Origin of the sequence: Variovorax paradoxus (genome assembly GCF_029919115.1) — a bacterium.
Taxonomy (GTDB): Bacteria; Pseudomonadota; Gammaproteobacteria; order Burkholderiales; family Burkholderiaceae_C; genus Variovorax; species Variovorax paradoxus_O.
In genome coordinates, this window is record NZ_CP123990.1 from 3,232,904 (window position 1) to 3,257,261 (window position 24,358).

16 protein-coding genes are annotated in these 24,358 nt (G+C 68.2%); 8 read left to right on the forward strand and 8 right to left on the reverse strand.

Annotated elements, in window-relative coordinates; genetic code table 11:
- The first annotated feature begins 1 nt into the window (after position 1).
- Positions 2-3,817: a beta strand repeat-containing protein gene (locus tag QHG62_RS15630; protein WP_281146544.1), complete on the forward strand. Its 3,816-nt coding sequence runs from the start codon at positions 2-4 to the stop codon at positions 3,815-3,817.
- Between the two features lie 15 nt (positions 3,818-3,832).
- Here QHG62_RS15630 and QHG62_RS15635 read toward each other — a convergent pair whose 3' ends face one another.
- The 4 genes from QHG62_RS15635 to QHG62_RS15650 all read right to left on the reverse strand — a co-directional run bounded on the left by QHG62_RS15635 (position 3,833) and on the right by QHG62_RS15650 (position 9,759).
- Complete coding sequence (locus tag QHG62_RS15635; protein WP_281146545.1) at positions 3,833-4,606, reverse strand: hypothetical protein; 774 nt, start codon at positions 4,604-4,606, stop codon at positions 3,833-3,835.
- Positions 4,607-4,667: 61 nt separating this feature from the next.
- Positions 4,668-6,662, reverse strand: a complete 1,995-nt coding sequence (locus QHG62_RS15640; protein WP_281146546.1) for an ATP-binding response regulator — start codon at positions 6,660-6,662, stop codon at positions 4,668-4,670.
- Positions 6,659-7,690 (reverse strand): ABC transporter substrate-binding protein, encoded by a 1,032-nt coding sequence (locus tag QHG62_RS15645; protein ID WP_281146547.1) that lies wholly within the window; start codon positions 7,688-7,690, stop codon positions 6,659-6,661. Before QHG62_RS15645 ends, QHG62_RS15640 begins: the two co-directional genes overlap by 4 nt.
- 179 nt (positions 7,691-7,869) lie before the next feature.
- Positions 7,870-9,759, reverse strand: coding sequence for an ATP-binding response regulator (locus tag QHG62_RS15650; protein ID WP_281146548.1), 1,890 nt, complete (start codon positions 9,757-9,759; stop codon positions 7,870-7,872).
- A gap of 259 nt (positions 9,760-10,018) precedes the next feature.
- Between QHG62_RS15650 and phnD the strand changes: the two genes are divergently transcribed.
- The 6 genes from phnD (at position 10,019) to tagF (ending at position 19,145) form a co-directional block, all read left to right on the forward strand.
- Positions 10,019-11,023 carry a phosphate/phosphite/phosphonate ABC transporter substrate-binding protein gene (phnD, locus tag QHG62_RS15655; RefSeq protein ID WP_432445533.1) on the forward strand — a complete coding sequence of 335 codons (1,005 nt, stop codon included), beginning with the start codon at positions 10,019-10,021 and terminating at the stop codon, positions 11,021-11,023.
- Position 11,024: 1 nt separating this feature from the next.
- Positions 11,025-12,083 (forward strand): phosphate/phosphite/phosphonate ABC transporter substrate-binding protein, encoded by a 1,059-nt coding sequence (locus QHG62_RS15660; RefSeq protein ID WP_281146550.1) that lies wholly within the window; start codon positions 11,025-11,027, stop codon positions 12,081-12,083.
- 144 nt (positions 12,084-12,227) lie between these two features.
- Positions 12,228-13,559, forward strand: coding sequence for a type VI secretion system baseplate subunit TssK (tssK, locus tag QHG62_RS15665; RefSeq protein ID WP_281146551.1), 1,332 nt, complete (start codon positions 12,228-12,230; stop codon positions 13,557-13,559).
- Between the two features lie 32 nt (positions 13,560-13,591).
- Positions 13,592-14,923, forward strand: coding sequence for a DotU family type VI secretion system protein (locus QHG62_RS15670; RefSeq protein ID WP_281146552.1), 1,332 nt, complete (start codon positions 13,592-13,594; stop codon positions 14,921-14,923).
- Entirely contained in the window at positions 14,920-18,519 is a 3,600-nt protein-coding gene (tssM, locus tag QHG62_RS15675; protein ID WP_281146553.1) for a type VI secretion system membrane subunit TssM, read from the forward strand. Before QHG62_RS15670 ends, tssM begins: the two co-directional genes overlap by 4 nt.
- Complete coding sequence (gene tagF, locus QHG62_RS15680) at positions 18,516-19,145, forward strand: type VI secretion system-associated protein TagF (RefSeq protein ID WP_281146554.1); 630 nt, start codon at positions 18,516-18,518, stop codon at positions 19,143-19,145. The genes tssM and tagF overlap by 4 nt, the downstream gene beginning before the upstream one ends.
- A 526-nt stretch (positions 19,146-19,671) precedes the next feature.
- Here tagF and QHG62_RS15685 read toward each other — a convergent pair.
- The 4 genes from QHG62_RS15685 to QHG62_RS15700 all read right to left on the reverse strand — a co-directional run bounded on the left by QHG62_RS15685 (position 19,672) and on the right by QHG62_RS15700 (position 23,817).
- A complete protein-coding gene (locus QHG62_RS15685) occupies positions 19,672-20,442 on the reverse strand; it encodes an SDR family oxidoreductase (protein WP_281146555.1) in 771 nt (256 codons plus the stop codon).
- Between the two features lie 67 nt (positions 20,443-20,509).
- Entirely contained in the window at positions 20,510-21,421 is a 912-nt protein-coding gene (locus QHG62_RS15690; RefSeq protein WP_281146556.1) for a pseudouridine synthase, read from the reverse strand.
- Positions 21,418-22,728 carry a leucine-rich repeat-containing protein kinase family protein gene (locus QHG62_RS15695; protein WP_281146557.1) on the reverse strand — a complete coding sequence of 437 codons (1,311 nt, stop codon included), beginning with the start codon at positions 22,726-22,728 and terminating at the stop codon, positions 21,418-21,420. Before QHG62_RS15695 ends, QHG62_RS15690 begins: the two co-directional genes overlap by 4 nt.
- Positions 22,729-22,749: 21 nt before the next feature.
- On the reverse strand, positions 22,750-23,817 hold the full coding sequence (locus tag QHG62_RS15700) for an MBL fold metallo-hydrolase (protein WP_281146558.1): 1,068 nt from the start codon (positions 23,815-23,817) through the stop codon (positions 22,750-22,752).
- A 122-nt stretch (positions 23,818-23,939) separates the two neighbouring features.
- Here QHG62_RS15700 and QHG62_RS15705 point away from each other — a divergent pair, with 122 nt between their 5' ends.
- Positions 23,940-24,338, forward strand: coding sequence for a MerR family transcriptional regulator (locus tag QHG62_RS15705; RefSeq protein WP_281146559.1), 399 nt, complete (start codon positions 23,940-23,942; stop codon positions 24,336-24,338).
- The last annotated feature ends 20 nt before the right edge of the window (positions 24,339-24,358 follow it).

Consider the following 24,358-nt stretch of genomic DNA (forward strand, 5'->3'; position numbering starts at 1 on the left):
CATGGCAATGCACAACCGCTCCTCTAGATTCCAGCCGCAGCTCGAACTGCGTCCGGTCGCACTGGCACTGGTGTGCATGGGCCTGGCGCCTGCGCTGGCCCAGACCCTGCCCACCGGGTTCTCGGCCATTGCCGGAGGCGTGACCGCTGCGACGCCGAACGCCGCGACGATGAACATCAACCAGACGACGGCGCGCGCCATCGCGCAATGGAACACCTTCTCCATTTCGACGGGCGCGACGGTCAATGTGGCGCAGCCGAGTGCCAGCAGCGTGCTGCTCAACCGCGTGATCGGTGGAGAGCCCTCGACCATCGCCGGATCGATCAATGCGAATGGCCGCGTCTTCCTGGTCAACCCGGCCGGCGTGACGTTTTCGAAAGGCTCCTCGGTCAGCGTAGGCGGGCTGGTTGCATCGACACTGGACATGTCCACCAGCAACGAGGCATTCATGGCCGGCGCCGCCAAGCTCGAATTCAGGCGGCCGGACGGCACATTCGGCACCGTGGACAACCAGGGCAACATCACGCTCGTAGGCAGCGGCGGCACTGCGGCGCTCATCGGACCGCAGGTGCTCAACAGCGGCAGCATCGTTGCCGACGGCGGCACGGCCGCGCTCGCCTCTGGCGAAACAGTCACGCTCGACTTTGCCGGCGACGGGCTCACCACGCTTCGGGTGACGCCCGGCATCTACAGCGGCGTGGGGAACAGCGGCACCATGCAGGCCAACGGCGGCCGTGTGGCATTGCTGGCGACGAGCGGCTCGGAAGTGTCGAACGGCGTGGTCAATTTTCGCGGCGTGCTGCGGGCCGACTCCATGGTTTCGCGCAACGGCGAGATCATCCTGGACAGCGGGCTGTCGTCCGAGGGCGTGCGCATGACAGGCGGCCTGGTGTCCGCGGCGGGCAACGGCGCTGGCCTCACGGGCGGCACCATCGACATCAAGGGCCGCGCGATCGGGCTCGTGCCCTACGCGCCTCCGCTCATCATCGACGTTTCGGCGCCCGTTGCACCCCCGCCGCCGCCGCCCGGAAACGACGACCGCGGGGTCATCGACGCAAGCGGCAATGCCGGCGGCGGGCGGATCCGCGTCTACGCGAACGCGGTGGGCGAGCTTGGCGACACCGGCGCCATTGCACTCGGCGCCGGCTCGATCCTGCGCGCGGATGCCGTCGCCTCGGGCAACGGCGGCGATGTTCGCGTACTGGCCGAACGCACCCTGCGTGCGTACGGAAGCATCTCGGCCCGCGGCGGCGCGGGTGGTGGCAACGGCGGTTTCATCGAAACTTCGGGCGGGTTTGCAGCACCGGACGATGGGCTGGGCGGCGGCTTCAGCATCGACGGGTTGCGCGTGGACGCTGCCGCACCCGCGGGCAGCGCGGGCACCTGGCTCATCGACCCGTTCAATGTCGACATCGTTCCCGGCGCCGCGGCCGGCACGCTGCCGACCAATCCCTTCGAGCCGCTCGCGGCCAGCACCATCCAGGACGGCGACATCAACGCCGCCCTCAACGGCGGCACCAGCGTGCGCATCACCACCGGCGACCCCGGCGCGGGCTCGCCCACGGATGGCGACATCCGCATGTTCAATGGTGTGCGCATCAACTACAACACGGCCAACGGCCCGTTGACCTTCCAGCTGGACGCCCACCGCAGCGTGCGCGGCGACAACAACGTGGTGATCGAATCTTCGGGCGCAGGCGGTCCGCTCAACGTGGTGTTCAACACCGACGTCAATGGCGGCGGTGCCGCAACCGGCGGCGGCCAGGTGAGCTACAGCGGCGACATCTACACCAACGGCGGCAATGTAGTGATGAACGGCGCCTGGTCCGCATCGGGGGCAGGGCCGAGCGTGAGCCTCAACGGCAACGTCATCGACACGCGCGTCGGCCGCACCGATGCCGGGGCTGGCGGCTCGGTGACGATCAACGGCAACAGCACCGGGCCTTCGGGCGGCGGCTTCACGGAAGCAGCGGTCTACATCAACGGCGTGCAGATCTCCACCTCGACCGGCAACGTCGACATTACCGGCACCGGCACCGACACCAGCGGCGTGCGGCTCAGTTCGCGCTTCACGGGCACAGGCTTTGCGAACCGGCAGACCGACATATCAACCACCAGCGGCAACATCAACGTGACCGGGGTGGGCAACTTCACTGGCAACAGCAGCGAGATCCCGGGCCATGGCGTGGTGCTCAACAACGCGGTGCTTCGCTCGGTCGACGGCAACATCGCGGTGACCGGCCTGCGCCAGTCGGGTGCCGGAGACCCGGGCACGGGCGGCGACGGCGTGCTGCTGCGCAACGGCTCGCGGATTGCGGCCACCGGCAGCGGCAACATCGAACTCACCGGCCAGGCCGACGGCGGCGGCGCTGGCGTGCGCCTCGGCCCGGTAGCGCCGGTGCCGGGCTTGTTTCCTGCGGTGCTCGCAGGTGTCTCCGTCTCTTCGGCCGGTGGCAACGTGGTGCTGCGCGCAGGCAACGGCGGCACTACCGACGCGCTGGTGATCGACGGCACCGTGAGTGCGGGCAACGTCGTCAACCTTCGTCCCGGCGGCGTGGCGGCCGACGGCACGGCGTTCGACCAGGTCGCAACGCCGATCACGCTCGGCGGCACGGCCAACACGGGCTTCGCGGTGTCTGCCGACGAGTTCTCCCGCATCTCGGCCGGCAATGCGATCGTGGCCGGCAGCAACGCCCATGCGGCCGATATCAATGTGGTCGGTCCACTCGCGCTGGCCTCGGGCCTCACGCTGCAGAACGAAGGCGGCGGCAACATCGTGCTGCAGGCGCCCATCACGGCGCTGCGCGTGGGGCTGGTGTCCGCGGGCAACATCACGCAGACCGCGGCCGCGCCGATCACGGCCGGCACGCTGCTGGCCCGCTCGAGCGGCGGCAGCGTGCTGCTCGACCAGGCGGCCAACAACGTGAGTGCGAACACGCTGGGCGGCGGCGCTGCAGGTGCGTTCCGCTACCAGGACGTGGACGAGCTGCGCGTGGGCCCGGTATCTGTCATCGGCTACGACGCGGCGGGCAACGCGCCGCAGGTGGTGTCGGCCGGCTCCATGGCGGCGGACACGGTGTTTGTGCGCACGCTGAGCGGCGACCTGCAGCTGGGCACGGCGGTGAGCAGCACCTCCGGCGCCGACCTGGTGGCCGCGGCCCGGTTCCAGAACGTGGGCGGTGCCAGCCTGGCCGGCGCGCCGTGGCGCGTGTGGGCCAACACCTGGATCGGCGAAACGCGTGGCGGCGTCGCCGGCTCGGGCCTGCTGCCGAATCTGTACAACTGCGCCTACCTGGGCCTGTGCGGCGTGGGCGTGTCGCCCGGCGACAACCATTTCATCTATGCGCAGCGGCCGACCGCGACCGTCGTGATCGGCAATGCATCGCGGCCCGCAGGCCTGAACAATCCGCTCTTCACGTGGAGCATCACGGGCCTGATCCTGGGCGACACCGGCGCCGGCTTCAGCGGCACGGTGGGCACCGGCGCCACGCGGTCGAGCCCGCCCGGCGCCTACGCGATCAATGGCAGCTTCACCTCGGCCGAGGGCTACCTGGTCAACGTGGTGCCGGGCACGCTCACGGTCGGCGGCTTTCCGCAGATTCCGCAGGTGGATGTGATCCGCGAGCTACCGACCACGTGGCTGTACGACCGCAACATCGGACCGCCGCCGATCTGCTTTGCGACCGGTCCGCTCGAAGGCGACCGGGCCTCGCAGGGCAACGACGTGCTGGCGCGCGAATGGTCGCGCGTGCGCTCGCGGCCCAACCTCACGAGCTGCGTCGACACCGAGAAGCGCAACGGCTGCGCCGACTTCTAGAGGCTGGCGGCCGGCTCAGGACTGGCCCGCAGCGCCGAAGCGGCCCGTGTAGGTGCGCAGGCCCTGGTGCGCCAGGTTGGAGTGCGCATCGATGTGGACCTTGCCGCCAAGCGCCTGCCAACGGCGGCAGAACGCATAGTCTTCGCTCAGGTAGCGGCCATTGCCGGGCTCGGCCAGCAGGTCGAAGAAGCGGTAGTGCAGCCACGCCTGGGCTGCGGCATCGCGCGACCGATCGGGCGTGTAGCGCAACTCTGGCATGGCCTCGGCCAGGCGCTCGAACACCGGGCGCGCAATCAGCATGAAGCCGGTGGGCGCGTCGAGCACCTCCACGAACCCGTCGGCATCGACCTCATGCGCACCGGCCCATGCGTTGGCCGGAAAGCGCGCATGCCGTGCCTCGAAATCGGCACGCGTGCTGCCCGCGGGCAGGGCCTCGCGCAGGCCCTCGGCGGGCCAGCCGTCTTCCTTGAGCGGATAGACGCCGGCCACCACGTCGCGGTCCGCCAGCAGCAGCCGCAGCGCCGCAGCGGGCTCGAAGCCGATATCGGCATCGATCCAGAACAGATGCGTCCAGCGTGTGTCGGCCATGAACTCGGCCACCAGCCGGTTGCGCGCGCGCGGAATCAGGCTGTCGCCGTCGAGGAAGCGCGTCTGCATCGAGAAGCCGTGTGTCCACGCGAGGTTCACCAGGCCGAGGAGGCTGCGCACGTAGATCGATGCCAGGGCGCCGCCGTAGCTTGGCGTTGCAACGAAGGGGCGGATGTCTTTCAGGGCGGCAATGTCGAGCATCGGAGAGTTCCTGTCGGCAGGCGCGGCGGCCGGTGGTCTGTATGTGTGGTGTGTGCGGCGCTCAGGCCGGCGAAGCAGCGTGCCGCCGCGTGGAAAGCAGCGCGCGCAGCTTGGCGGGCGCAACCGGCTTGGTCAGCAGCATCACGCCCCCATGGCGCAGGCGCTGCAGCACTTCGGGCCCCGTGGCGCCCGATATGAGAACGGCGAGTGCGTCCGGCTGCAAGCGCTTGGCAGCCGTGATCACGTCCATGCCGTCGTCGGCGCCGGCCAGTTGCAAGTCGCACAGCACCGCATCGAAGTGCAGGTCGCCGGTGCCCAGCCGCGCAATGGCCTCGGCGCCGGTGGCAATGCATTCGACCTGGCAACCCCATTGCTCCAGCAGCGCGCGGCTGCCGTCGAGAATGGCGGGGTCGTCGTCGACCACCATGCAGTGCAGGCCCGCCAGCGGCGTGAGCGCACGGGGCGGGGCTTGGGGCGCCGCGGCTTCGGCGGCATGGGCGGCGGGCAGCGTGAGCGCAAAGGTGCTGCCCGCCTGCAGCGCCGATCGCACCGTGATGCGCGTGCCCAGCAGAGCGGCAATCCGCGCGCAGATGGCAAGGCCCAGGCCGAAGCCGCGGCGCCGGTCGCGCTCGGTGTTGGCTACCTGGTAGAACTCTTCGAAGATCCGGCCTTGGTGGATGGGCGCAATGCCCACGCCGTTGTCGCGCACTTCGATGCGCACGTTGTCGCCGTCGGCACGGCTGCGGCGCGCGGTCACCAGCACGGTGCCCCCCGGCGGCGCATGGCGCAGCGCATTGGCGACCAGGTTGCCCACGATGCGCTGCAGCAGCGCCGCGTCGGTGCGCACCGCAAGGCCGCGGTCGCTCCAGCGCAGCCGCACGCGGGTTTCGGAAGCGGTGGGGGCGTGCTGCGCATCGAGCTGGTCGAAGAGCGAGGCCAACGGCACCTTGGTGATCGCCGGCGTCAGCACCTGCGCGTCGAGCCGCGAGATTTCGAGCAGGTCGTCGAGCAGCACACCCATGAACTCGGTGCTCTCCTGCAGGCGCAGCACCGCCGGGCGCTGTGCTTCGGTGGCGCTCGGCAGCAGGCCGTCGATGAACAGGCCCATGGCATGCAGCGGCTGGCGCAAGTCGTGGCTGGCCGCCGCCAGGAACCGTGCGCGGGAAAGTGCGGCCTGCTCGGCTTCGGCCATGCGCTGCAGCGCCACGGCGGTGGCCTCGCGCACGCGCTCCTCGCTGACCTGGCGGTTGCGCTGCAGCCGCTCTGCGAGGCGGTCGATGTCATGCGCGAGCACGGCCAGCTCGTGCGTGTGGCCTTTGCCGGGCGGCGCCGGTGTGCTCCGCGACCCCTCTTCGACCACATCGCAGCGCGCTTCGAAGTGCCCGGCCTCCAGCGCTGCCACCGTACGCGACACGCGGCGCAGCGGCCGTGCCACCGTGCGTGCCATGTGGCGCACCGAGGCCCATGCCGCAAGCAACGCAACCATTGCAATGCCGATGCCCGCCATGAGCGAACGGCTGCGTTCGCGCGCGTAGGCGGTGGTGTCACGAAAGGTTTGCACCAGGCCGATGGGTGTTTCGCCCGCCGCGGTGGAGCCCGCGGGCGCAAAGGCGCTGGCGCGCGAAGCTTCGCGCAGCGTGACCGGCGAGGTGAACATGCGCAACTGCGCAAGAGAAGACGCCTTGGGCCCGGCGGTGACGAACACGCCGGCGCTGTTGCTGATTTCGACCCGCATCACCTGCCCGCCGCGCAACGCCGCATTGGCCACGTTCTGCAGCGCCGGCAGGTCGCCGGCATAAAGGCTCAGGTCGGACATGGCGGCCACCTGGCGCGCCACGGCCTGGCCCTCCGCGTCGAAGGCCGCTTCGAGCGTTTGCAGGCGGTTGTGCGTAAACCAGCCCGTGAGTGCAAGAGCCACCGCTGCGCACGGCACCACGCCAAGCCGAAACAGGTCGCGCTGCAGGTTGCCGCGCACCACCAGCGTGGGCGTGGAAGGAGGCTGCGACTGCGGCGGATCTGCGCGCGCGCCTTCGGGTGTCGTCCCCTTGTCGCTCATCGCGTCACGGTGAGCCGCTCGGTCAGTTCCCGCTCCTCCGGCAAGCGCAGTCCGAGTCCGCGCGCCACGGTCATGTTGACGCGCACGGTGGCGGGCGTGGCCGCTTCAACCAGCGGTCCGCCGCTGGCGTCAGCGAGTTTCTGGCCGAGCAGCCGCGCCTGCCGGGCCAGCTGCGCCGGTGTGGAAACCGCCGCTGCAAGCCCGCCCGAACGTACCAGGCCCTCGCTGGCACCGAATACCGGCAAGCCCGCTCCGGCACCCGCACGCAATACCGCGAGCGTGGCCGCCTGGCTGTCGCCGATCTGGTCGGGCAGCACCATCAGCGCATCGCTGCGGGGGACCACCAGGTGCAACGCCGAAGCCAGCGACCTGGCATCGGGCGCGTATTCCACCTGCACATCCCACGCCGGGGTTGCGCCTTGCGCCGCGCGTTGCAGCTCACGCACCAGCGGTTCCGATTCGGGCGTGGCGACCACGCCGATGCGGTGCTTCTGCGGCAGCACCGCGCCCACCAGCGCAAGCTGGTCGGCCATGGCGGGGTCGCGCAGCAGCACGCCCACGGGCCGGTCGCCGCGGCGCAGTGCCGGGCTGCTGGCGCGCAGGGTCTCGTAGTCGAGCCGGCTCAGCATGGCAAGCACCAGCGGTTGCTGGCCGGGCCGGTCGAGCGCGGCGCGCGCGGCCGGCACGCCCACTGCGAGGGTCAGGCCCATGTCCACAGGCGGGCTGCGCAGCCCGCGCGTGCGCACGCCGGCATTGGCAACGCGTTCGGGTTCGGTGCTGGCGGCTTCGGCGGTTTGCTGGCCGCCCACGCCGCTTGGCGAAAGCCGCACCAGCTCGAAGCGGCCGCCGGGCTCCTGGCCCGTGCGAAGGTGTTGCACGAACTCCGAGTGGGCGGCAAGGTCGTCGCCCATCAGCACCGTGAGGCTGCTCGCCGATGCATCGGCAACGACGAACTGTGCTGCGACAAGGCCCGTCACCAGCGCCAGCGCGGCACGCACGCCGTAGTGCAGCCGTTTCCGGAGGAGCAATTTGAAAGGGTTCACGGCAACAAACATGGACTGCTTTCCGCAGCAAGGAAGGGCAGTACCAATGTACGGAAGCCCCCTTCATCGCGCGATAAGGCGGAGGGCTTATGTCGGCGCCCGCCACCGCCTGCCGGCGTGACGAAGTGCACAGTGCGGCGGCTGCTTGGCCTATGTCCGATGGACTAGGCTTCGGCGTTGAGCAAGGCGGCCGCGCGCTGTGCCTGGATGGCCTGGCGCAGCACGCGCGGGGAAACCGGCTTGTACAGCACGGCAATGCCCGCGCTGGCCACTTCGCGCAGGCGGTCGGGTTTGGTTTCTCCGGTGACCAGCAGGCGCGCCGTGCCGGGGCCAATGCCCCGCGGATGGCGCTCCAGCGCGGCAATCACGTCGAGCCCGTTGTCGCCGCCCTGCAGGAGCAGGTCGCTCACCACCACGTCGGGCGGATGCTCCCATGCGTCGGCCAGCGCCAGTGCTTCGGCGCGGGTTTGCGCCGCCTGCACCTCGGCGCCCCAGTTGGTGAGCACCACGGACAAGCCTTCCAGGATGGTGCGCTCGTCGTCGATGACCAGGATGCGCAGCTGCTCGAGGTTCGGTTCTTCCTCGGCGGCGCCGACGGCCGGGGTCGCGTCCGGGGCAGGCAGCGCAGCCGGCGCCGAACGCACCAGCACCCGCACGCAGGTGCCCTTGTTCGGCCGGGACGTCAGCTCGACGCGCGTGTTGAGCAGCTCCGTCAGGCGCTGCACCGTGGCAAGGCCAAGGCCCATGCCGCGCTGGCCGCGAGGCGCCTGGCGCCCCGTGGCCTCCACCTGGTAGAACTCTTCGAACACACGCGCCTGGTGCTGCACGGCAATGCCCACGCCGGTGTCGACCACGTCGATGCGAACGCCCTTGCCGCGCCGCCGGGCGCCGATCAGCACGCCGCCTTCGAGGGTGTGGCGCAGCGAGTTGGACACCAGGTTGTTGAGAATGCGCGAGAGCATCACGTAGTCGCAGCGCACCCAGAGGTCGGTCTTGCGGGCCACCAGCCGCAGGCCCTGCTGCTCGGCCACGGGACGGAAGTTGCGGCTGATTTCGTCGAACAGCTGGTCGAGCGGAAAGTCCGCCCACTGCGGCTGCAGCACGCCGGCATCGAGCTGCGAAAGATTGAGCAGCTCCGAGAACAGCCGGTCGAGCGAATCGACGCATTCGCGGATGTGGCCGATGCGCTGCAGGCGCACCGGGTCGGTCTCGCCGTTGGCCAAGCCGTCGGAGAACAGCGTGAGCGCATGCAGCGGCTGGCGCAGGTCGTGGCTGGCGGCGGCCAGCAGGCGGGTCTTGGCCTGGCTTGCAACCTCCAACTGCTGGTTCTTGCGCGCGAGCTCGGCCGTGGCCTCGCTGATGCGGCTTTGCAGCAGGCGGTGGCTTTCGGCCAGGGCACGCGCCGCCTGGTTGAAGCCGTGCTGCAGGTGCCGCACCTCGGAGGTGCCTTCGATGGCAACGCTCGCGGCCTCGCCGGCGCCCAGCCGGTCGACCGCCTTGCCCAGTGCGCGAATCGGCTCGCTGATGCGCCGCGCGGCCCACCAGCCCGCCAGCCCCACGCCCACGAGGCTGGTCGCCAGCACCAGCACCACGTTGAGCCACACCGAGCGCCGCGCGTCCTGCACGGCGTTCAGGCTCATTTCCACCATGACCTTGCCGCTGTGCTTGCCGTCTTCGCTCACGATCGGCACGACCACTTGCAGGCCGTCACCCCGGGCGCGGTCGACGGTTTCGGAGTTGGCGACGATCTCGCCGTCGTCCGACCAGATCTGCACCTGCTGCACGTGCGGCTGGTAGGTACCCGATTGGGCCGTGCGCTGAAGAATGCGGCGGTCCATGCGCAGCAGCGGTGCTTGCGCCGCGGTGGCCACCTGCATTGCCACCGTCTGCGCATTGGCGCGCATCAGCTCGGTGAGATTGTCCAGGTGCTGCCGCGTCAACACCGCAATGGCTGCCAGCGTGGCCGCGGTGGCCGGCACCAATGCCAGCAAGATCAGTTGCTGGGCAAACGTGAGGCGCGCGAGCCCCCGGAGGACGCGGAAGTTCCAGTTCATGGGGGCGTGTGGCGCATGAAGAGCGAGCTTAAGGGCCCTGGTTACGGAGCGAAAGATGGGAAAAACATCACAAAAATGGCTTGTATTTGATATCTAATCGTGTCCGCGTTGTCCATGTTAGTCCCGCTGATCCCGCAGCGGCCCATGCCCCGTGTTCAAAATGCAGGCCTCCCCGAGCTGCGTCCGGAAGGCTTCCGGCGCTACTGATGCCCTTGGTGCCCCGCGCCGCTGCACGCGGTTCAGGCGAGCCGCCGCTGTTGTGGCGCGCCGCAGCGCCCTCGTGCTGACTCTGCTCGCCGGCCTGCCGCTGCTGGCGGTGGCCCAGCCTGCACTGCAGCCCGACGCCCCGGTGCGCTTCGGCATCCTGCCGCTCGGCGGTGCTTTCGAATCGCGCAGCGACTGGGACCCGTTGCTGGCCGAGCTGAGCCGGGCCATCGCCCGGCCGGTGAGCGTGCTTTCCGTCAACTCGTATGAAGCGCTGGAGCAGGCCATTCGCCGCGACGAGGTCGACATGGCCTTCCTGTCCGGAAAGATGGCGCTCGACGCCGTGACCCAGCGCCGCATGAAAGTGGTGGCCCAGGTGGTGCGGCACGACGGCCTCGCGGGATACCGCGCCTTGCTGCTCACCCGCAAGGCGCCGCCTTTCAACACCCGGAAGAGCCTGCTCGGCGAACCCGAGCGCTGGCGTCTTGCGCGCGGCGAGCGGCAGTCGGTGTCGGGCTTCATCGTGCCGCAGCTGCAGTTCTTCCTGCCCAATCACATCGCGATGGAAACCCGGTTCCTGAGCGAGATCGTCGGCACCCACCAGGCGACCGCCCTGGCCGTGGCAAATAACGAGGCCGATGTGGCCACCAACAACACGGCGGACTTCGAGCGCTTCAAGCAGCGCTTTCCGGCCGAGGCCCAGCGGCTGCAGGTGCTGTGGGAGTCCGAGCTCATTCCGCATGCGCAGATCGTGGTGCGGCGCGAATATTCCTCCGAACTGCGCGGCCGCGTGCAAGCCTTTCTGGTCGGCTACGGGCGCGCCAAGGGGCCCAAGGGCGATGCGGAGCGCACAGTGCTCAAGTCGCTGCACGACCTTGCGGGGTTCGTGGCGGCGGACAACAGCTCGCTGCAACCGGCCGCCAAGCTCGCCTATCAGCTGGCCAGGCAAAACGCCATGACCGCGCAATGGGTCAACGACGAGGCGCGGCAGGCGCGCCTGAAGCGCATCGAAAGCGGCTACGTGGAGCAGGCCACCGTCCTCAGGGACCTGTCGCCCTGACATGCCTGCCCGGGAGCCTCCTCGCGCTGTCCGGTGGCTTGCCGCGGCATTGCTGCCCGTGCTTGTTGCCGCCGCCGCTTTGCTCGCGCCGAACAGCGCGGCCGCGGCCGAAAAAGCGGCCGTGCCCAGCCAGCCCGTGCGCTTCGGTGTGCTGCCGCTGGGGGGCGCGGTCGAGTCGCGTGCGTTGTGGATGCCCCTGCTGGCCGACATGAGCCAGGCCATCGGCATGCCGGTGACCGCTTATTCGGTGGCGTCGTATGAAGAACTCGACCGCGCCATCAAGCGCGATGAAGTCGACATGGCGTTCCTCTCGGCCAAGATCGCGCTCGAAGCAGTGATGCAGCGGCGCATGAAAGTGGTCGCGCAAATCGCGCGCCGGCCCGGCATGCCCACCCACCGCGCCGTGCTGCTCACCCGAAAGACCGGCGCACCCAACACGCTGGAAGCGGTGCTTGCCGAACCCGAGCGCTGGCGGCTCGCGCGTGGAGACAGCCGTTCGGTGACCGGTTTTCTCATGCCGCAGAGCCAGCTGTTCTTGCCGCGCAATATCCAGATGGAAACCCGCTTCCGCGGCGAGATCGTCGGCAACCACCAGGCCACCGCACTCGCGGTTGCGAACGGTGATGCCGACGTGGCTACCAACAACACCACCGACTTCGAGCGCTTCAGGGAGCAGTTTCCCGTCGAGGCTGCGCGGCTGCACGTGGTGTGGGAATCGGAGCCGCCGCCCGGCGCGCAGATGGTGGTGCGGCGCGACTACCCGCCGGCGTTCCAGGCCAAGCTGCAGGCTTTCCTCATCGGCTACGGCCAAGGCAAAGGCCCCCGCGCCGATGCCGAACGCGAAGTGCTCAAGACCCTGCGCGCGGCCTACGGCTATGCGCCGGCCGACGACAGTGCGCTGCTGCCCGAGGCCACGCTTGAGTATCAGTTGGGCAAGCAGAACGCGATGGCGGCTGCGTGGGTGAACGATGCGGCGCGCGAGCAGCGGCTGCGGCGGATCGAGCAGGCTTACAAGGAGCAGGTTGAGACATTGCGGGCGGCGTCTGCGGCCGCGCGTTGAGCACCGCGCCGCGGGCTGCCGCCTAGGCCCTTCGCCGTAGCTCCAAATCCCCCCGCCTAGGCCGTTAGGCGGATTTGCCGCCGGCCTTGCGCGCCGGAAACTCCGTGCTTCTTTCGGGCAGCCCTTGCCTTTGACGGAGTGCGGATGAGTTGGCGAACAAAAGTGGTCTGGAGCGAGGGGATGCTGCTGCAGCCCCAGCACCTGCAGCAGAGCGAGCGTCATGGCGACCATGCGCGGCATGTGCTTTTGCGCTCGACCACGCCGTATGCCTGGGGTTTCGCGGAGATCGAGATCGACCAGGCGGCGCTCACGCTGGGCAAGCTCGCGCTGGTGCGCGCTGTAGGCATCTTTGGCGACGGCACGGTGTTCGACATGCCGGCGGTCGATCCGCTGCCCGAACCCATCGACATTCCGCCCACCATGCGCGACGAGGCCGTGATGCTTGCGCTGCCGCTGCGCCGCGCCGGTGCCCGCGAAGCCGACGCCGAAGAATACGAAGAGCTGGTGCGCCACCGCGTGCTCGAGTCCGAGGTGCCCGACTCCAACACCGCCGGCGAGCGCACGGCCATGCTGCAACTGGGCCAGCTTCATACCCGCCTGATGCGCGCCAGCGAAGCGACCGATGCCTGGACGACGCTGGGCGTGGCGCGCGTGGTCGAACGCCGTGTAGATAACCAGGTGCAGCTCGACCGCGCCATGCTTCCGCCGCTGCTCGACGTGGCGGGCCATGCCGTGATCCGCTCCTGGCTCGACGAACTGCTGGGCCTCTTGCGCCAGCGCGGCGAGGCGCTGGCCGGCCGCATGACGCAAGGCGGAACGGGCGGCGTGGCCGAGATCGCGGACTTCATGCTGCTGCAGACGGTCAACCGCAACGAGGCCGTGTTCGCGCACCTGGCCAAGAGCGCCATGCTGCACCCGCTGCATTTCTTCGAGCATGCCCTCGGGCTGGCGGGCGATCTTGCAAGCTTTCGCGATTCACGCCGCGTCACGCACTTCGGACCCTACATCCACGACGACCTGGCGATGAGCTTCCGCCCGGTGATGGACGACCTGCGCCGCAGCCTCTCGATGGTGCTGGAGCAGTCGGCCATCCGCATCGAACTGCACGACCGCAAGCACGGCGTGCGCGTGGCGGTGGTCACCGATGTAGAACTGCAGCGCAAGGCGACTTTCGTGCTTGCAGTGAACGCCAACATGCCGAGCGAGGCGCTGCGCGCGCGCTTTCCCACGCAGGTCAAGATCGGCCCGGTCGAGCGCATTCGCGACCTGGTGAATCTGGCGCTGCCGGGCGTCACGCTCACGCCGATGCCGGTGGCCCCGCGCCAGATTCCCTTTCATACCGGCGCCAACTATTTCGAGCTCGAAACGCGCAACAGCGACCTGTGGCGCCAGCTGGAGCAATCGGGCGGCATCGCAATGCACATCGCGGGCGACTTTCCCGGCCTCGACCTCGCGTTCTGGGCCATTCGTTCCTAGCCCCATCGGGCCGACGGAAACGGAACACCATCATGACCACACCAGACCCCTTCGCCGCTTTCGAGTCGGAGCGCACGGTCATCAAGCCCAAGCCGCGCACGCCGGCCGGCACGCCGCCGCCGCCCGCCGCGGCACCTGCGCCGTTCTTCGGCGGTGCCGATCCGACGCCTGCTGCCGAAGTCGGCGAGATCGGCCTGCTCAATCCGCTGGTATCGGCCGCGGGCAAGCTGCTGGTGCTGATCGGCAAGCTTCGCAATCTTGCGCAGCCGCCCAACGTGCCGGCCCTGCGCGCCTCCACCGCTGAAGCGGTGAACCAGTTCGACGCCACCGCGCGCCGCGCCGGTGTAAGCAACGAATCGGTTCTGGCTGCGCGTTATGTGCTGTGCACGGCGCTCGACGAAGCCGTGGCCAACACGCCCTGGGGCGTGCAGGCCGGGTGGAACAAGCAGAGCCTGCTGGTGCAGTTCCACAACGAGACCTGGGGCGGCGAAAAAGTGTTCCAGCTGCTCGCCAAGCTCGCGCAGGACGTGCCCACGCACCGCCAGCTGCTGGAGCTGATCTACAGCGTGCTCGCACTCGGTTTCGAAGGCCGCTACCGCGTGGTCGACAACGGCCGCGCGCAGCTCGATTCGGTGCGCCAGCGCCTGGCAGACCTCATCGCCAAGGACCGCCCGCCGGTCGAGGCCGAGCTTTCTCCGCACTGGCGCGGCCAGGGCGCGGGCACCGTGCGGCTGCGCGAATCACTGCCGCTGTGGGTGTTTGCAGCGGGCTTTGCCTTGCTGCTTGCGCTGGCATGGTTTGGCCTGCGGCTCACGCTCAACTACCGCTCCGACACCACCTATGCCGCGGTGTCGGGCCTGCGCGTGCCCAACATACAGATTGCGCCGCCCGCCGCGCCGGCCAAGACGCCGCGGCTCGCGCGCTTTCTGGAGCCCGAGATCAAGCAGGGCCTGGTCACCGTGACCGACGAGGCCGACCGAAGCGTGGTGCGCCTGCGCGGCGACTCGTTCTTCGGCTCCGGCAGCGCCGAGCCCATGGCCGCATCGCTGCCGGTGCTGCGCCGCATCGGCCAGGCGCTTGCCGAGGTGAAAGGCGAGGTGCTGATCACCGGCCACTCCGACAACCAGCCGATCCGCTCGCTGCGCTATCCGTCCAACTGGCACCTGTCGGCCGCGCGCGCCGATGCGGTGAAGGGCGCGCTCACCACGCTGGTGGAGCCGGCGCGCATGCGCTCCGACGGCAAGGCCGACGCCGAGCCCGTGGCCGCCAACGACACACCCGCAAACCGCGCGCGCAACCGGCGTGTCGACATCGTGCTGTTGTCCGAGCCCGACCGGGTGGCTTCGGCGGGAGTGACGAAATGATCAAGAAAATCTTCGGCTTCCTGTTCAGCCCGCTGCTGCTGACCATCCTCGCGCTGGTCATCGTCTCGCTGCTGATCTGGTGGATCGGCCCCCTGGTGAAGATCGGCGCATGGGCGCCGCTCGAAAGCGAACTTGTGCGGGCGCTGCTGATCGGCGCCATCGTGCTCATCGTGGTGCTGCGCGCGATCTACCGCCGCTGGCGCGCGCGCCGTGCGAGCCAGCACCTGACAGACGGCCTGATGAAGGCGCCGGCCGCGAAGACGGACGCGCCGGTCAACGGCGAACAGAAGATCCTCGATACGCGCTTCAGCGAAGCCGTGGCCACGCTCAAGCAGATGCGTCTGCACGCCGCGGGCAAGAAGCCCGGCTGGCGCGACTGGCTCTCCATCTCCGGCGGCAGCTATCTGTACGACCTGCCGTGGTACGTGTTCATCGGCGCGCCCGGCGCGGGCAAGACCACGGCGCTGGTCAACTCCGGCCTTTCGTTCCCGCTGGCCGAGAAGTTCGGCCCCGGCGCCATCCGCGGCGTGGGCGGCACGCGCAACTGCGACTGGTGGTTCACCGACGAAGCCGTGCTCATCGACACCGCCGGCCGCTACACCACGCAAGACAGCCACCAGTCGGAAGACAAGAGCGCATGGGAAGGCTTTTTGGGCCTGCTCAAGAAGGCGCGCCCGCGCCGGCCGCTCAACGGCGTGTTCCTCACGGTGAGCGTGGCCGACCTGCTGAGCCAGGGCCCCGAGCAGCGCACGCAGCTGGCCGCTTCCATTCGCGCGCGGCTGCTCGAGCTGGATGCGAAGCTCACCACGCGGCTGCCGGTGTACGTGCTCGTCACCAAGAGCGACTTGCTCTACGGCTTTACCGACTACTTCGACGACCTTGGCAAAGAGCAGCGCGCGCAGGTGTTCGGCTTTACGCTGCCGGCCGACGAGAATGTGCAAGCCGACGAGAAGGGCCTTTCCACCGCCTTCAACCGCGAGTTCGCGCTGCTGCACAACCGCGTCAACGACGGACTCATTGCGCGCATGCAGCGCGAGACCGATGGCACGCGGCGCGCGGCGATCTTTGGCTTTCCGGCGCAGTTCGGCTCCATCGGCTCGATGCTGTCCGACCTGCTCGACCAGGTGTTCACCGGCTCGCGCTTTGCGCAGCCGCCGTGGGTGCGCGGCGTCTATTTCACCAGCGGCACGCAAGAGGGCAGCCCAATCGACCGCGTGATGGGCAGCCTTGCCCGCAGCTTCGGCCTGGAGCGCGCCATGCTCGCGCCGCAGAAGTCGAGTGGCCGCAGCTACTTTCTCACCGCGCTGCTGCGCGAGGTGGTGTTTCCGGAACAGCGCCTGGCCGGTGCCAACGTGAAGCTGGAGCGCCGGCGCCATGCGCTGCGCATGGCCGGCGTGGCGGCCATGACGCTGGTCACGCTCGCACTGCTGGCCGGCTGGGGCTACAGCACGCTGCAGAACGTCAACTACCTGAAGTCGGTCGAGGCGCGTGTAGAGCCCGCACGCCAGACCCTTGCGGCGCTGCCCTCGCGTGTGCAGAACCTGGTCGAGGTCGCGCCCGTGCTGCAGGGCCTGCGCGACATCTGGAAGACGCCCGACAACCGCCAGGGCGACGAGCCGCTGTCGATGACGCTCGGCCTCTACCAGGGCGACAAGCTCGACGCGGCCGCCATGCTCACGCACCAGCGCGCTCTCAACGACGCCTTCTTGCCGCAGATTGCCAAGCGCATCGAGGACCAGCTGCGAACCGCGCAGAAGGACAACCTCGAGTACACGTACGAGGCGCTCAAGAGCTACCTCATGCTCTACCAGCCCGAGCACTTCGATGCCGAGGCGCTCAAGGCGTGGATCACGCTCGACTGGGCGCGCAGCCTGGACCGCGGCATTCCCGAAGACCAGCGCCAGGCGCTCGAAGACCAGCTCGACGTGCTCATTGCCCAGGGCCCGCCGCGCTCGCCGCTCAAGATGGACGAGAACCTGGTGCGCAGCGTGCGCGCCGTGCTGGCGAGCTATCCGCTGGAGCAACGCGTGTTCAGCCGCCTCAAGCGCCAGCGCGCCACCAAGGACATTCCGGCATTCAGCATCGCCACCGCCGCGGGCCCTTCCGCGCCGCTGGTGTTCGAGCGCATCAGCGGCAAGCCGCTGACCGAAGGCGTGCCGGGCATGTTCACCTACGACGGCTATCACAAGCGCTTTCAGAACGAGGTGACGGTGCTCACCGGCCTGCTTGCGCAGGAAGACCCATGGGTGCTGGGGCAAGACCGCAGCGCCACCGACCGCATGCGCGACGTGGCCGCGCTCGGCGCGCTGACCGACCGCGTGCGTCGGCTCTACCTGGCGGAATACGTCAAGGTGTGGGAGACGCTCTTGGCCGACGTGCGGCTGATTCGCGCCACCGGGCTCGAGAAGAACATCGAGGCCGCGCGCATTCTTTCGGGCGTGGGCTCGCCGCTTGCCAACTTCTTGCGCGCAGTGGTGAAGGAAACCACGCTCATTCCCGCCGACCAGCCCAAGGATGTGGTGAGCAAGGCGACCGCCACCGTCGCCAGCACGCGCAAGGGCCTCGAAGACTTGTTCGGCGGCGATCCGAACAAGGCAGTCGCCAGCGGCAAGCGCATCGAGAGCATCGTGGACGACCGCTTCGAGGCGCTGCGCCGCCTGGTCACGCCGGTTGCACCCAACCAGCCCGCGCCCATCGACGACGCGCTCAAGCTGTTCAATGAGGTGTACGTGTACCTCAACGCGGTAGACACGGCCGTGAAGGGCCGCACCTCGCCGCCGCCCGGCGACGTGGCCGGCAAGCTCAAGTCGGACGCCGGCCGGCTGCCAGAGCCCGTGCGCACCATGGTCGAGAACCTGAGCCAGTCGGGCGCGGCGCAGGCCCAGGTGGCCGAGCGCGGCAACCTGAGCCAGGATCTGCGCCCCGTGACCGAGTTCTGCAACCGCGCCATTGCAGGCCGCTACCCCTTTGTGGGGAACAGCAAGCGCGACGTGCTGCCCGAAGACTTCGGCCAGATGTTCGGTGCCGGCGGATTGATGGACGACTTCTTCCAGAAACGCCTGGCCGCATTGGTCGACACCAGCACCAAGCCGTGGCGCTACAAGCCCGTGGCCGAGCGCGGCGCCGTTACCACGCAGGCGCTGGCGCAGTTCGAGCGTGCCGCGCGCATCAAGGACATCTTCTTCCGCGGCGGCGGCCGAGGCCCGTCGATGCGGCTGGACTTCAAGCCGGTGGAGATGGATGCCGGCATTACGCAGTTCATTCTCGACGTGGACGGCCAGCTCGTGAAATACGCGCACGGCCCCGTGGTGCCCATGGCCGTGCAATGGCCGGGCCCCAAGGGCAGCAACCAGGTGCGCATCCAGGTGAGCCCGCCTTCGACCACCGGCAGCTCCGGCTCCGCAGTCGATGGGCCGTGGGCGCTGTTCCGCGCGCTCGACGACGGCCAGCTGGAAGCCGGCGATGCGCCTGAAAAATTCTTCATCACCTTCCAGGTCGGCCCGCGCAAGACGCGCTTCGAGGTCACGACCAACAGCGTGCAGCATCCGATCCGCTTGAAGGAACTGCGCGAGTTCTCCTGTCCGGAGGGGTTGTGACCGACGCGGTTGTTTTTCCTTCTGCTGCGTTGCCCGGATGGTTCGGCAAGTTGCCCGGCATGGGGGACTTTGCGCACCGGCGACTGCCCGAGTCGTTTCGTTCTGAGTGGGACCACTGGCTGCAGCGCGGCCTGGCGCGGCTGAAGGACCGGCATGAAGACTGGATTTCGCACTACCTGCAGGCGCCGGTGTGGTGCTTTGCGCTGGGGCCGGGCGTGGCGGGCCAAGGTGCGTGGATCGGCGTGATGATGCCTTCGGTCGATGGGGTGGGGCGGTACTTTCCGATCACGCTGGCTGTCGAGTTCGATGCATCTGTCGGCGAGACGTTGGGGGGCGACGCGCTGCGGGGGCTTCTGCTGTGGTGGGAGCGGGGGACGCAGGCTGCGTTGGAGGGGCTTGAGGGGGATATGGATGCGCTGGGGTTCGATGCTTTGCTTGAGCGGTTGTTTGTTGCGACGCAAGGTGGTGTGGGGCGCGAGGGGGGAATGGAGTTGCTGGCTTTGCCTGGGGCGGGGGGGTCTTTGTGGCTTGGCGATCCTGGCTCTGAAGAGGGGGCTCGGATGGTTGTTGTCGGGTTGCCTTTGGGTGGGGAGTTCGAGGCTTTGTTTGTGGGGGAGGGGGAATGAACTCCTTGCTTTGTTTTGTTTCCCGGGGCCGGGTGTCGCCCCGGCGGGCGACTCACTTTCTTTGCTTCGCCAAAGAAAGTAAGCAAAGAAAGGCGACCCCTACTGTCTGCGTCCCTTCGCTTCGCTACGGGAAACCTGCGGTGCTCGACTCCGGCGGGGGTCCGCAGAACTCGCTTCGCTCAAACAGCTGCGGCCCTGATCCCGCCTCCATCTGCGCTCCTCGGCGCATACAGAAGGGGTGGGGAGCGGGCAGCCTTCGCTCTCGCTCGGCCACCAGGCCACCGCGGCTGCGCGCCGCAGTGGTTGGTATCGGCTGTTGGACTTGGGGCTCGCTCGGCCCCAACAGCCAATACCAACAGCAGACTCAATGCCGACCACTGCGGCGCGCAGCGCCGCGGTGGCCTGGTGGCCGAGCGAAGCAAAGGCCCGTTCGGTTTCCAAGCCCCTCTGTATGCGCCGAGGAGCGGAGGCCCGGCCTCGGAACCCAAACAAAGCCCGCGTCCTCAGAAGCAACCAAGCAAACGACTCAGCGCGCGTGCGTAACCCCCCCATCCACCACCAACGTAGACCCCATCACATAGTCCCCCGCCTGCGAAGCCAAATAAATAGCCGCCCCCGCCATATCCTCCGGCACCCCAATCCGCCCCGCAGGAATCCGCTCCTTCACCTCATCTCCATGATCACGCGCCAGCTTGTTCATGTCCGAAGCAAACGCCCCCGGCGCAATCGCACTCACCACAATCCGCTCTTGCGCGAGCCTCAGCGCCATCCGCCGAGTCAGCTGAATCAACCCGGCCTTGCTCGCCGCATACGAATAGGTCTCCTGCGGATTCACTGAAATGCCGTCGATCGAGGCAATGTTGATGACCTTCGCCAAGTGATCGGTCGCCGCCTTCTTGAGCATCGGCGTCAGCGCCTTGGTCAAGAAGAAGGGCGTCTTCAGGTTCAGGTCCACCACCTTGTCCCAGCCGCTCTCGGGAAACTCGTCATACGGCGCGCCCCACGCCGCACCGGCGTTGTTCACCAGGATGTCGAGCGAGCTTTCATGCTTGGCATACGCATCGACCAGCGCCTGCGCACCTTCCAGTGTCGACACGTCGGCCGGCAAGGACACACACTGCCCGAAGGCCGAAAGCTCCTTGGCGGTCTGGTCGCATGCGGCTGCCTTGCGGGCCGAGATGTACACGCGCGCGCCCTGGGCCAGAAAGCCTTCGGCAATCATGCGGCCGATGCCGCGCGAGCCGCCGGTGATCAAGGCGCTGCGGCCCTTCAGCGAGAAGAGTTGGGTGGTGTCCATGGTGCAGGTGTCTCCTGAATGAAAGATTTCAGGAAACGAGCTTAGTGCGCCGCGTGCGCGCAGCGCGTCACCTTGGCGGCAGCGACAGGCTCCGGGGGCTTGTGAAGCTGCGCAGCTCGCCGCTCACCGGGTCCTGAAATGCCACCGACTTTGCCAGCAGCTGCAACGGCTTTTCGAAGTCGTCGGTATCGGGCGGCAGAAGCGTGGGATAGATCGGGTCGTTGACGATCGGCATGCCCAGCGCCATGCAATGCACCCGCAGCTGGTGCTTGCGGCCCGTCACCGGCGAAAGTTCCAGCAGGGCGTAGCCATCGGCCGCCTGCCGCACGACGATGCGCGTTTCCGAATTCGGCTCGCCGGCTTCTTCCTTCACGCGCATGAAATGCTCGTCGTCGACCAGCCGGCTGCAGTAGGTGCCGGGCACCGACGACACGCCCGGTTGCCACGGCACTACGGCTTCGTAGTGCTTGGCGATGCGGCGCTCGGGAAACATGGCCTGGTAGGCGCCCCGGGTTCCGGGTCGCACCGAAAAGAGCACCAGCCCCGCCGTGCTGCGGTCGATACGATGCAACGGCACCAGGTCGTCGAGCTTCAATTTGCGCTTGAGCCGCACCAGCAGGCTTTCCTGCAGGTATTTGCCCGTGGGCGTCACGGGCAGGAAGTGGGGCTTGTCGACCACCACGAGGTGGTCGTCCTGGAACAGCACCTGCTCGTCGAACGGAATGCGCACCTCTGTGTCGAGCGTGCGGTAGTAGTACACCCGCAGCGGCGCCTGGTAGCGGCGCTGGGCGGTCACGGGTACGCCGTGCTCGTCGATCACGTCGCCGGCTTCGATGCGGGCCATCCATGCGTCGGGAGTGATCGCCGGAAAGCGTTCGATCAAGAACTCGACGATGGTGGGCCAGTGGCCCTGCGGCAAGCCGACGCAGCTCGGGCCGACCCCATCGCGCGTGGGCAGCGGCAAGCGCGGGCTCGTCATTGCGAGAGCTCGCCCTGGAGCCGCGACAGCGCCTCGGCAAACGACGGCCGCGCGGCAATGTCGGGTTGCATGCAGCGGTCTTTCAATGCGGCCATGGCGTCTGGCGGTGCATCGCTGCAGCGGTCGAGCAGCTCTTCCAGCAGGCAGCCGAAGGCGCGCATCTCCAGCCGTTGCAAGGCTTCGATCTGCACCGGGTCGAGCGCGCCCGTCATCCAGGCTGCGCCAAAGTCGCCGAGCAGCCCGCCGCCCTGTGCGCTCCACAGGATGTTGTGCGCGTAGAGGTCGCCGTGCAAGATGCCGCGCGCATGCAGATGCTGCATGGCAGAAGCGATGTCGCGCGCCATGCGCAACGCCACGCCGGAAGTCCATTGCGCGTCGGCCGCGTAGACGTCGCGTGTGCACGACGCCAGGCTCGGGGGGGCCGCGAGCGTGCGAAAAGATGGGTCCACCAGCGCCATGACCAGGCCTTCGGTCCCTTCCGGATGCCCGCCGACCCGGCTTTGCGCGGCAATCAATGTCGGATGCGCGCCGGCCGCGATGCTCGCGGCCATTTCACTGTGCGGCCAACCGTCGCTCGTCACCGCGCCCTTGAACAGCTTGACGGCCACGGGCTTCGATGTCGTGCCGAGCGTCGCCCGGTAGATCACCCCCGAGGCGCCTTCGCCGAGCTTTTTGCCGAGCGCCAGCTCGCGCCAGTCGACGCGCGGCACCGATTGCGCGGCAATGGCCGCGTCTTCGGCTTGCGCATCGAAAGGGTTGCCCGCGCCCGCAAGCCAAGAAAGCCGCGGCAACGAGAGCAGCCATTGGGGCAGAGCCTCGAAGCGATTGGCCGAGATGCGCAGCAGCTCGATCTGGTCGCAGGCCGCCAGCGATTCCGGCAGTGCGTGCAACTGATTGCCGGCGAGCATGAGCTTCTGCATTCGCGCGCACTGGCCAATCGCCTCGGGCAATGCCTCGACCTGGTTGTCCGTCAGGATCAGCCAGCGCAGCGAAGGTAATTGCAGCGCGGCAGCGGGTACGGTGCGGATGCGGTTGGCCTTGAAGCCGACCATCTCCAGGCCCTGGCATCGGCCGATCGGTTCGGGCAACTGCGTAAAGCGGTTGTCGGAGCAGAACAGCACGCGCAGGCGGTGCAGCCGGTCCAGATCGTCCGGCAGCGCATCGAGCGCGTTGCCCGAAAGGTTCAATACCTCGAGCGAATCGGCAAGGTCGAAAATCTCGCGCGGAAACTCGGTGAGTCCGCACGAGAGGTCGATTCGTTTGGCGCCAGCCAGCCGGCCGGCGCGCAGCTCAGCCAGCGTGTCCATCCGGCAAGTCTAAATCCCTGGCTAGACGGCGCTGCGGCCTCCGAAGCGGTAGACGCCGTCCTTGCCCAGTTCGCGCCTGACTTGGCCCGAAAACCACAGCAGGTGCAGGTGCGCCACCGTTTCGCCCATGGCAAAGGTCATCTGGTGCAGGTCGAGTTCGCGCTTGAACAGGATCGGGAGGCCCTCGGCTGCGGTAAGCGGGCGGGCGGTGCAGGCTTCGAGCAGTTCGGCCAGCCGGTCGCGGTGGTGCTCCTGCAACTGGTCGACGCGGCGGTGAATGCCGGTGAACGGCTTGCCGTGCGAAGGCAGGCCCAGCGTGTCTGCGGGCAGCGCCTTGAACTTGTCGATGCTGTCCAGGAAGAGCCGCAGCGAGTTGGCTTCTGGCTCGCCCGAATGCACGCTCACGTTGGTCGAAATACGCGGCAGCATCATGTCGCCGCCAAGCAGCAGCTTCAATTCGTCGCAGTACAGCGCGATGTGCTCTGGCGCATGGCCGTAGCCGCTGATGCAGCGCCAGGCGTGGCCGTTGATGGTGACCGTGTCGCCGTCCATCATGCGCGTGAAGCGATCGGGCACCGACGGCACCATGTTGGCGTAGTAGTTGGTGCGGGCGCGAATCTTGGCCACTGCCTCCGGATCGGTCAGGCCGTGCGACGCAAAGAAGTTGGCGGCCTGGTCGCCGCCGGCCAGCGTGTCGCCGGCGGAAGTCAGCACGCGCGCCACGTGGTAGTCGGTCGAGCTGATCCACAGCGGCGCGTTCCAGCGCTTGCACAGCCAGTCGGCCAGGCCGATGTGGTCGGGATGCATGTGCGTGACGATCACGCGCAGGATCGGCAGGCCCTGCAGTTGCGTTTCGAACACCTGCTCCCATTGCGCGCGGGCTTCGTCGTGGGCAATGCAGCAGTCGACCACCGTCCAGCCTTCGACGCCGTCGAGGCTGTCGCGCAGCAGCCAGAGGTTGATGTGGTCGAGCGCAAACGGCAGCCGCATGCGGATCCATCGCACGCCCGGCGCGACTTCCAGTGCTTCGCCGGGCGCGGGCAGGGTGTCGCCCAGGGGGTAGTGGAGTTCGCGTTCGAGGAGGTTCATGTAAGATTGACGTTTACGTAAACGTCATGGGTTAAGGGCATCATTGTAGGGAGACCGGGGCAAACCTGCTGTCGCCACCGCAACGCCCCTCCAGACGGCTCTTCGACCGATTTCAGACATACATGTCCGCGCAAACCTTCACCATCAGCCAGCTCGCGAAGGAGTTCGACCTGACGACGCGCGCCATTCGCTTCTATGAAGACATGGGGCTGCTGACGCCGGAGCGGGCCGGCATGCAGCGCGTTTACAGCGCGCGAGACCGGGCGCGGCTCACGCTCACGCTGCGCGCCAAGCGCCTGGGCCTGAGCCTGACGGAGGCCAAGGAAATCCTCGACATGTACGACAGCCCGCGCGACACCGTGGCGCAGCTGCAGAAGTTTCTCGGCGTGCTGGGCGCGCACCGCGCCCAGCTGGAAGAGCAGCTTGCCGAACTGCAGGCCAACCTGGCCGAAGTACGCGAGCACGAGAAAAAAGGCCGCGCGGCGCTGGCCAAGGCCCAACGGGCGGCCAAGGCGGCCTGACCCAGGGGCCACTGATATAC

Bases quoted from the DNA above. Each gene is read 5' to 3' on its own strand.
- tssK (WP_281146551.1), top strand. From the start codon at position 12,228: ATGAGTTGGCGAACAAAAGTGGTCTGGAGCGAGGGGATGCTGCTGCAG.
- QHG62_RS15705 (WP_281146559.1), top strand. From the start codon at position 23,940: ATGTCCGCGCAAACCTTCACCATCAGCCAGCTCGCGAAGGAGTTCGAC.
- QHG62_RS15685 (WP_281146555.1), bottom strand. From the start codon at position 20,442: ATGGACACCACCCAACTCTTCTCGCTGAAGGGCCGCAGCGCCTTGATC.
- QHG62_RS15695 (WP_281146557.1), bottom strand. From the start codon at position 22,728: ATGGACACGCTGGCTGAGCTGCGCGCCGGCCGGCTGGCTGGCGCCAAA.
- QHG62_RS15690 (WP_281146556.1), bottom strand. From the start codon at position 21,421: ATGACGAGCCCGCGCTTGCCGCTGCCCACGCGCGATGGGGTCGGCCCG.
- QHG62_RS15670 (WP_281146552.1), top strand. From the start codon at position 13,592: ATGACCACACCAGACCCCTTCGCCGCTTTCGAGTCGGAGCGCACGGTC.
- QHG62_RS15650 (WP_281146548.1), bottom strand. From the start codon at position 9,759: ATGAACTGGAACTTCCGCGTCCTCCGGGGGCTCGCGCGCCTCACGTTT.
- tssM (WP_281146553.1), top strand. From the start codon at position 14,920: ATGATCAAGAAAATCTTCGGCTTCCTGTTCAGCCCGCTGCTGCTGACC.
- QHG62_RS15660 (WP_281146550.1), top strand. From the start codon at position 11,025: ATGCCTGCCCGGGAGCCTCCTCGCGCTGTCCGGTGGCTTGCCGCGGCA.
- QHG62_RS15630 (WP_281146544.1), top strand. From the start codon at position 2: ATGGCAATGCACAACCGCTCCTCTAGATTCCAGCCGCAGCTCGAACTG.
- QHG62_RS15700 (WP_281146558.1), bottom strand. From the start codon at position 23,817: ATGAACCTCCTCGAACGCGAACTCCACTACCCCCTGGGCGACACCCTG.
- QHG62_RS15640 (WP_281146546.1), bottom strand. From the start codon at position 6,662: ATGAGCGACAAGGGGACGACACCCGAAGGCGCGCGCGCAGATCCGCCG.
- QHG62_RS15635 (WP_281146545.1), bottom strand. From the start codon at position 4,606: ATGCTCGACATTGCCGCCCTGAAAGACATCCGCCCCTTCGTTGCAACG.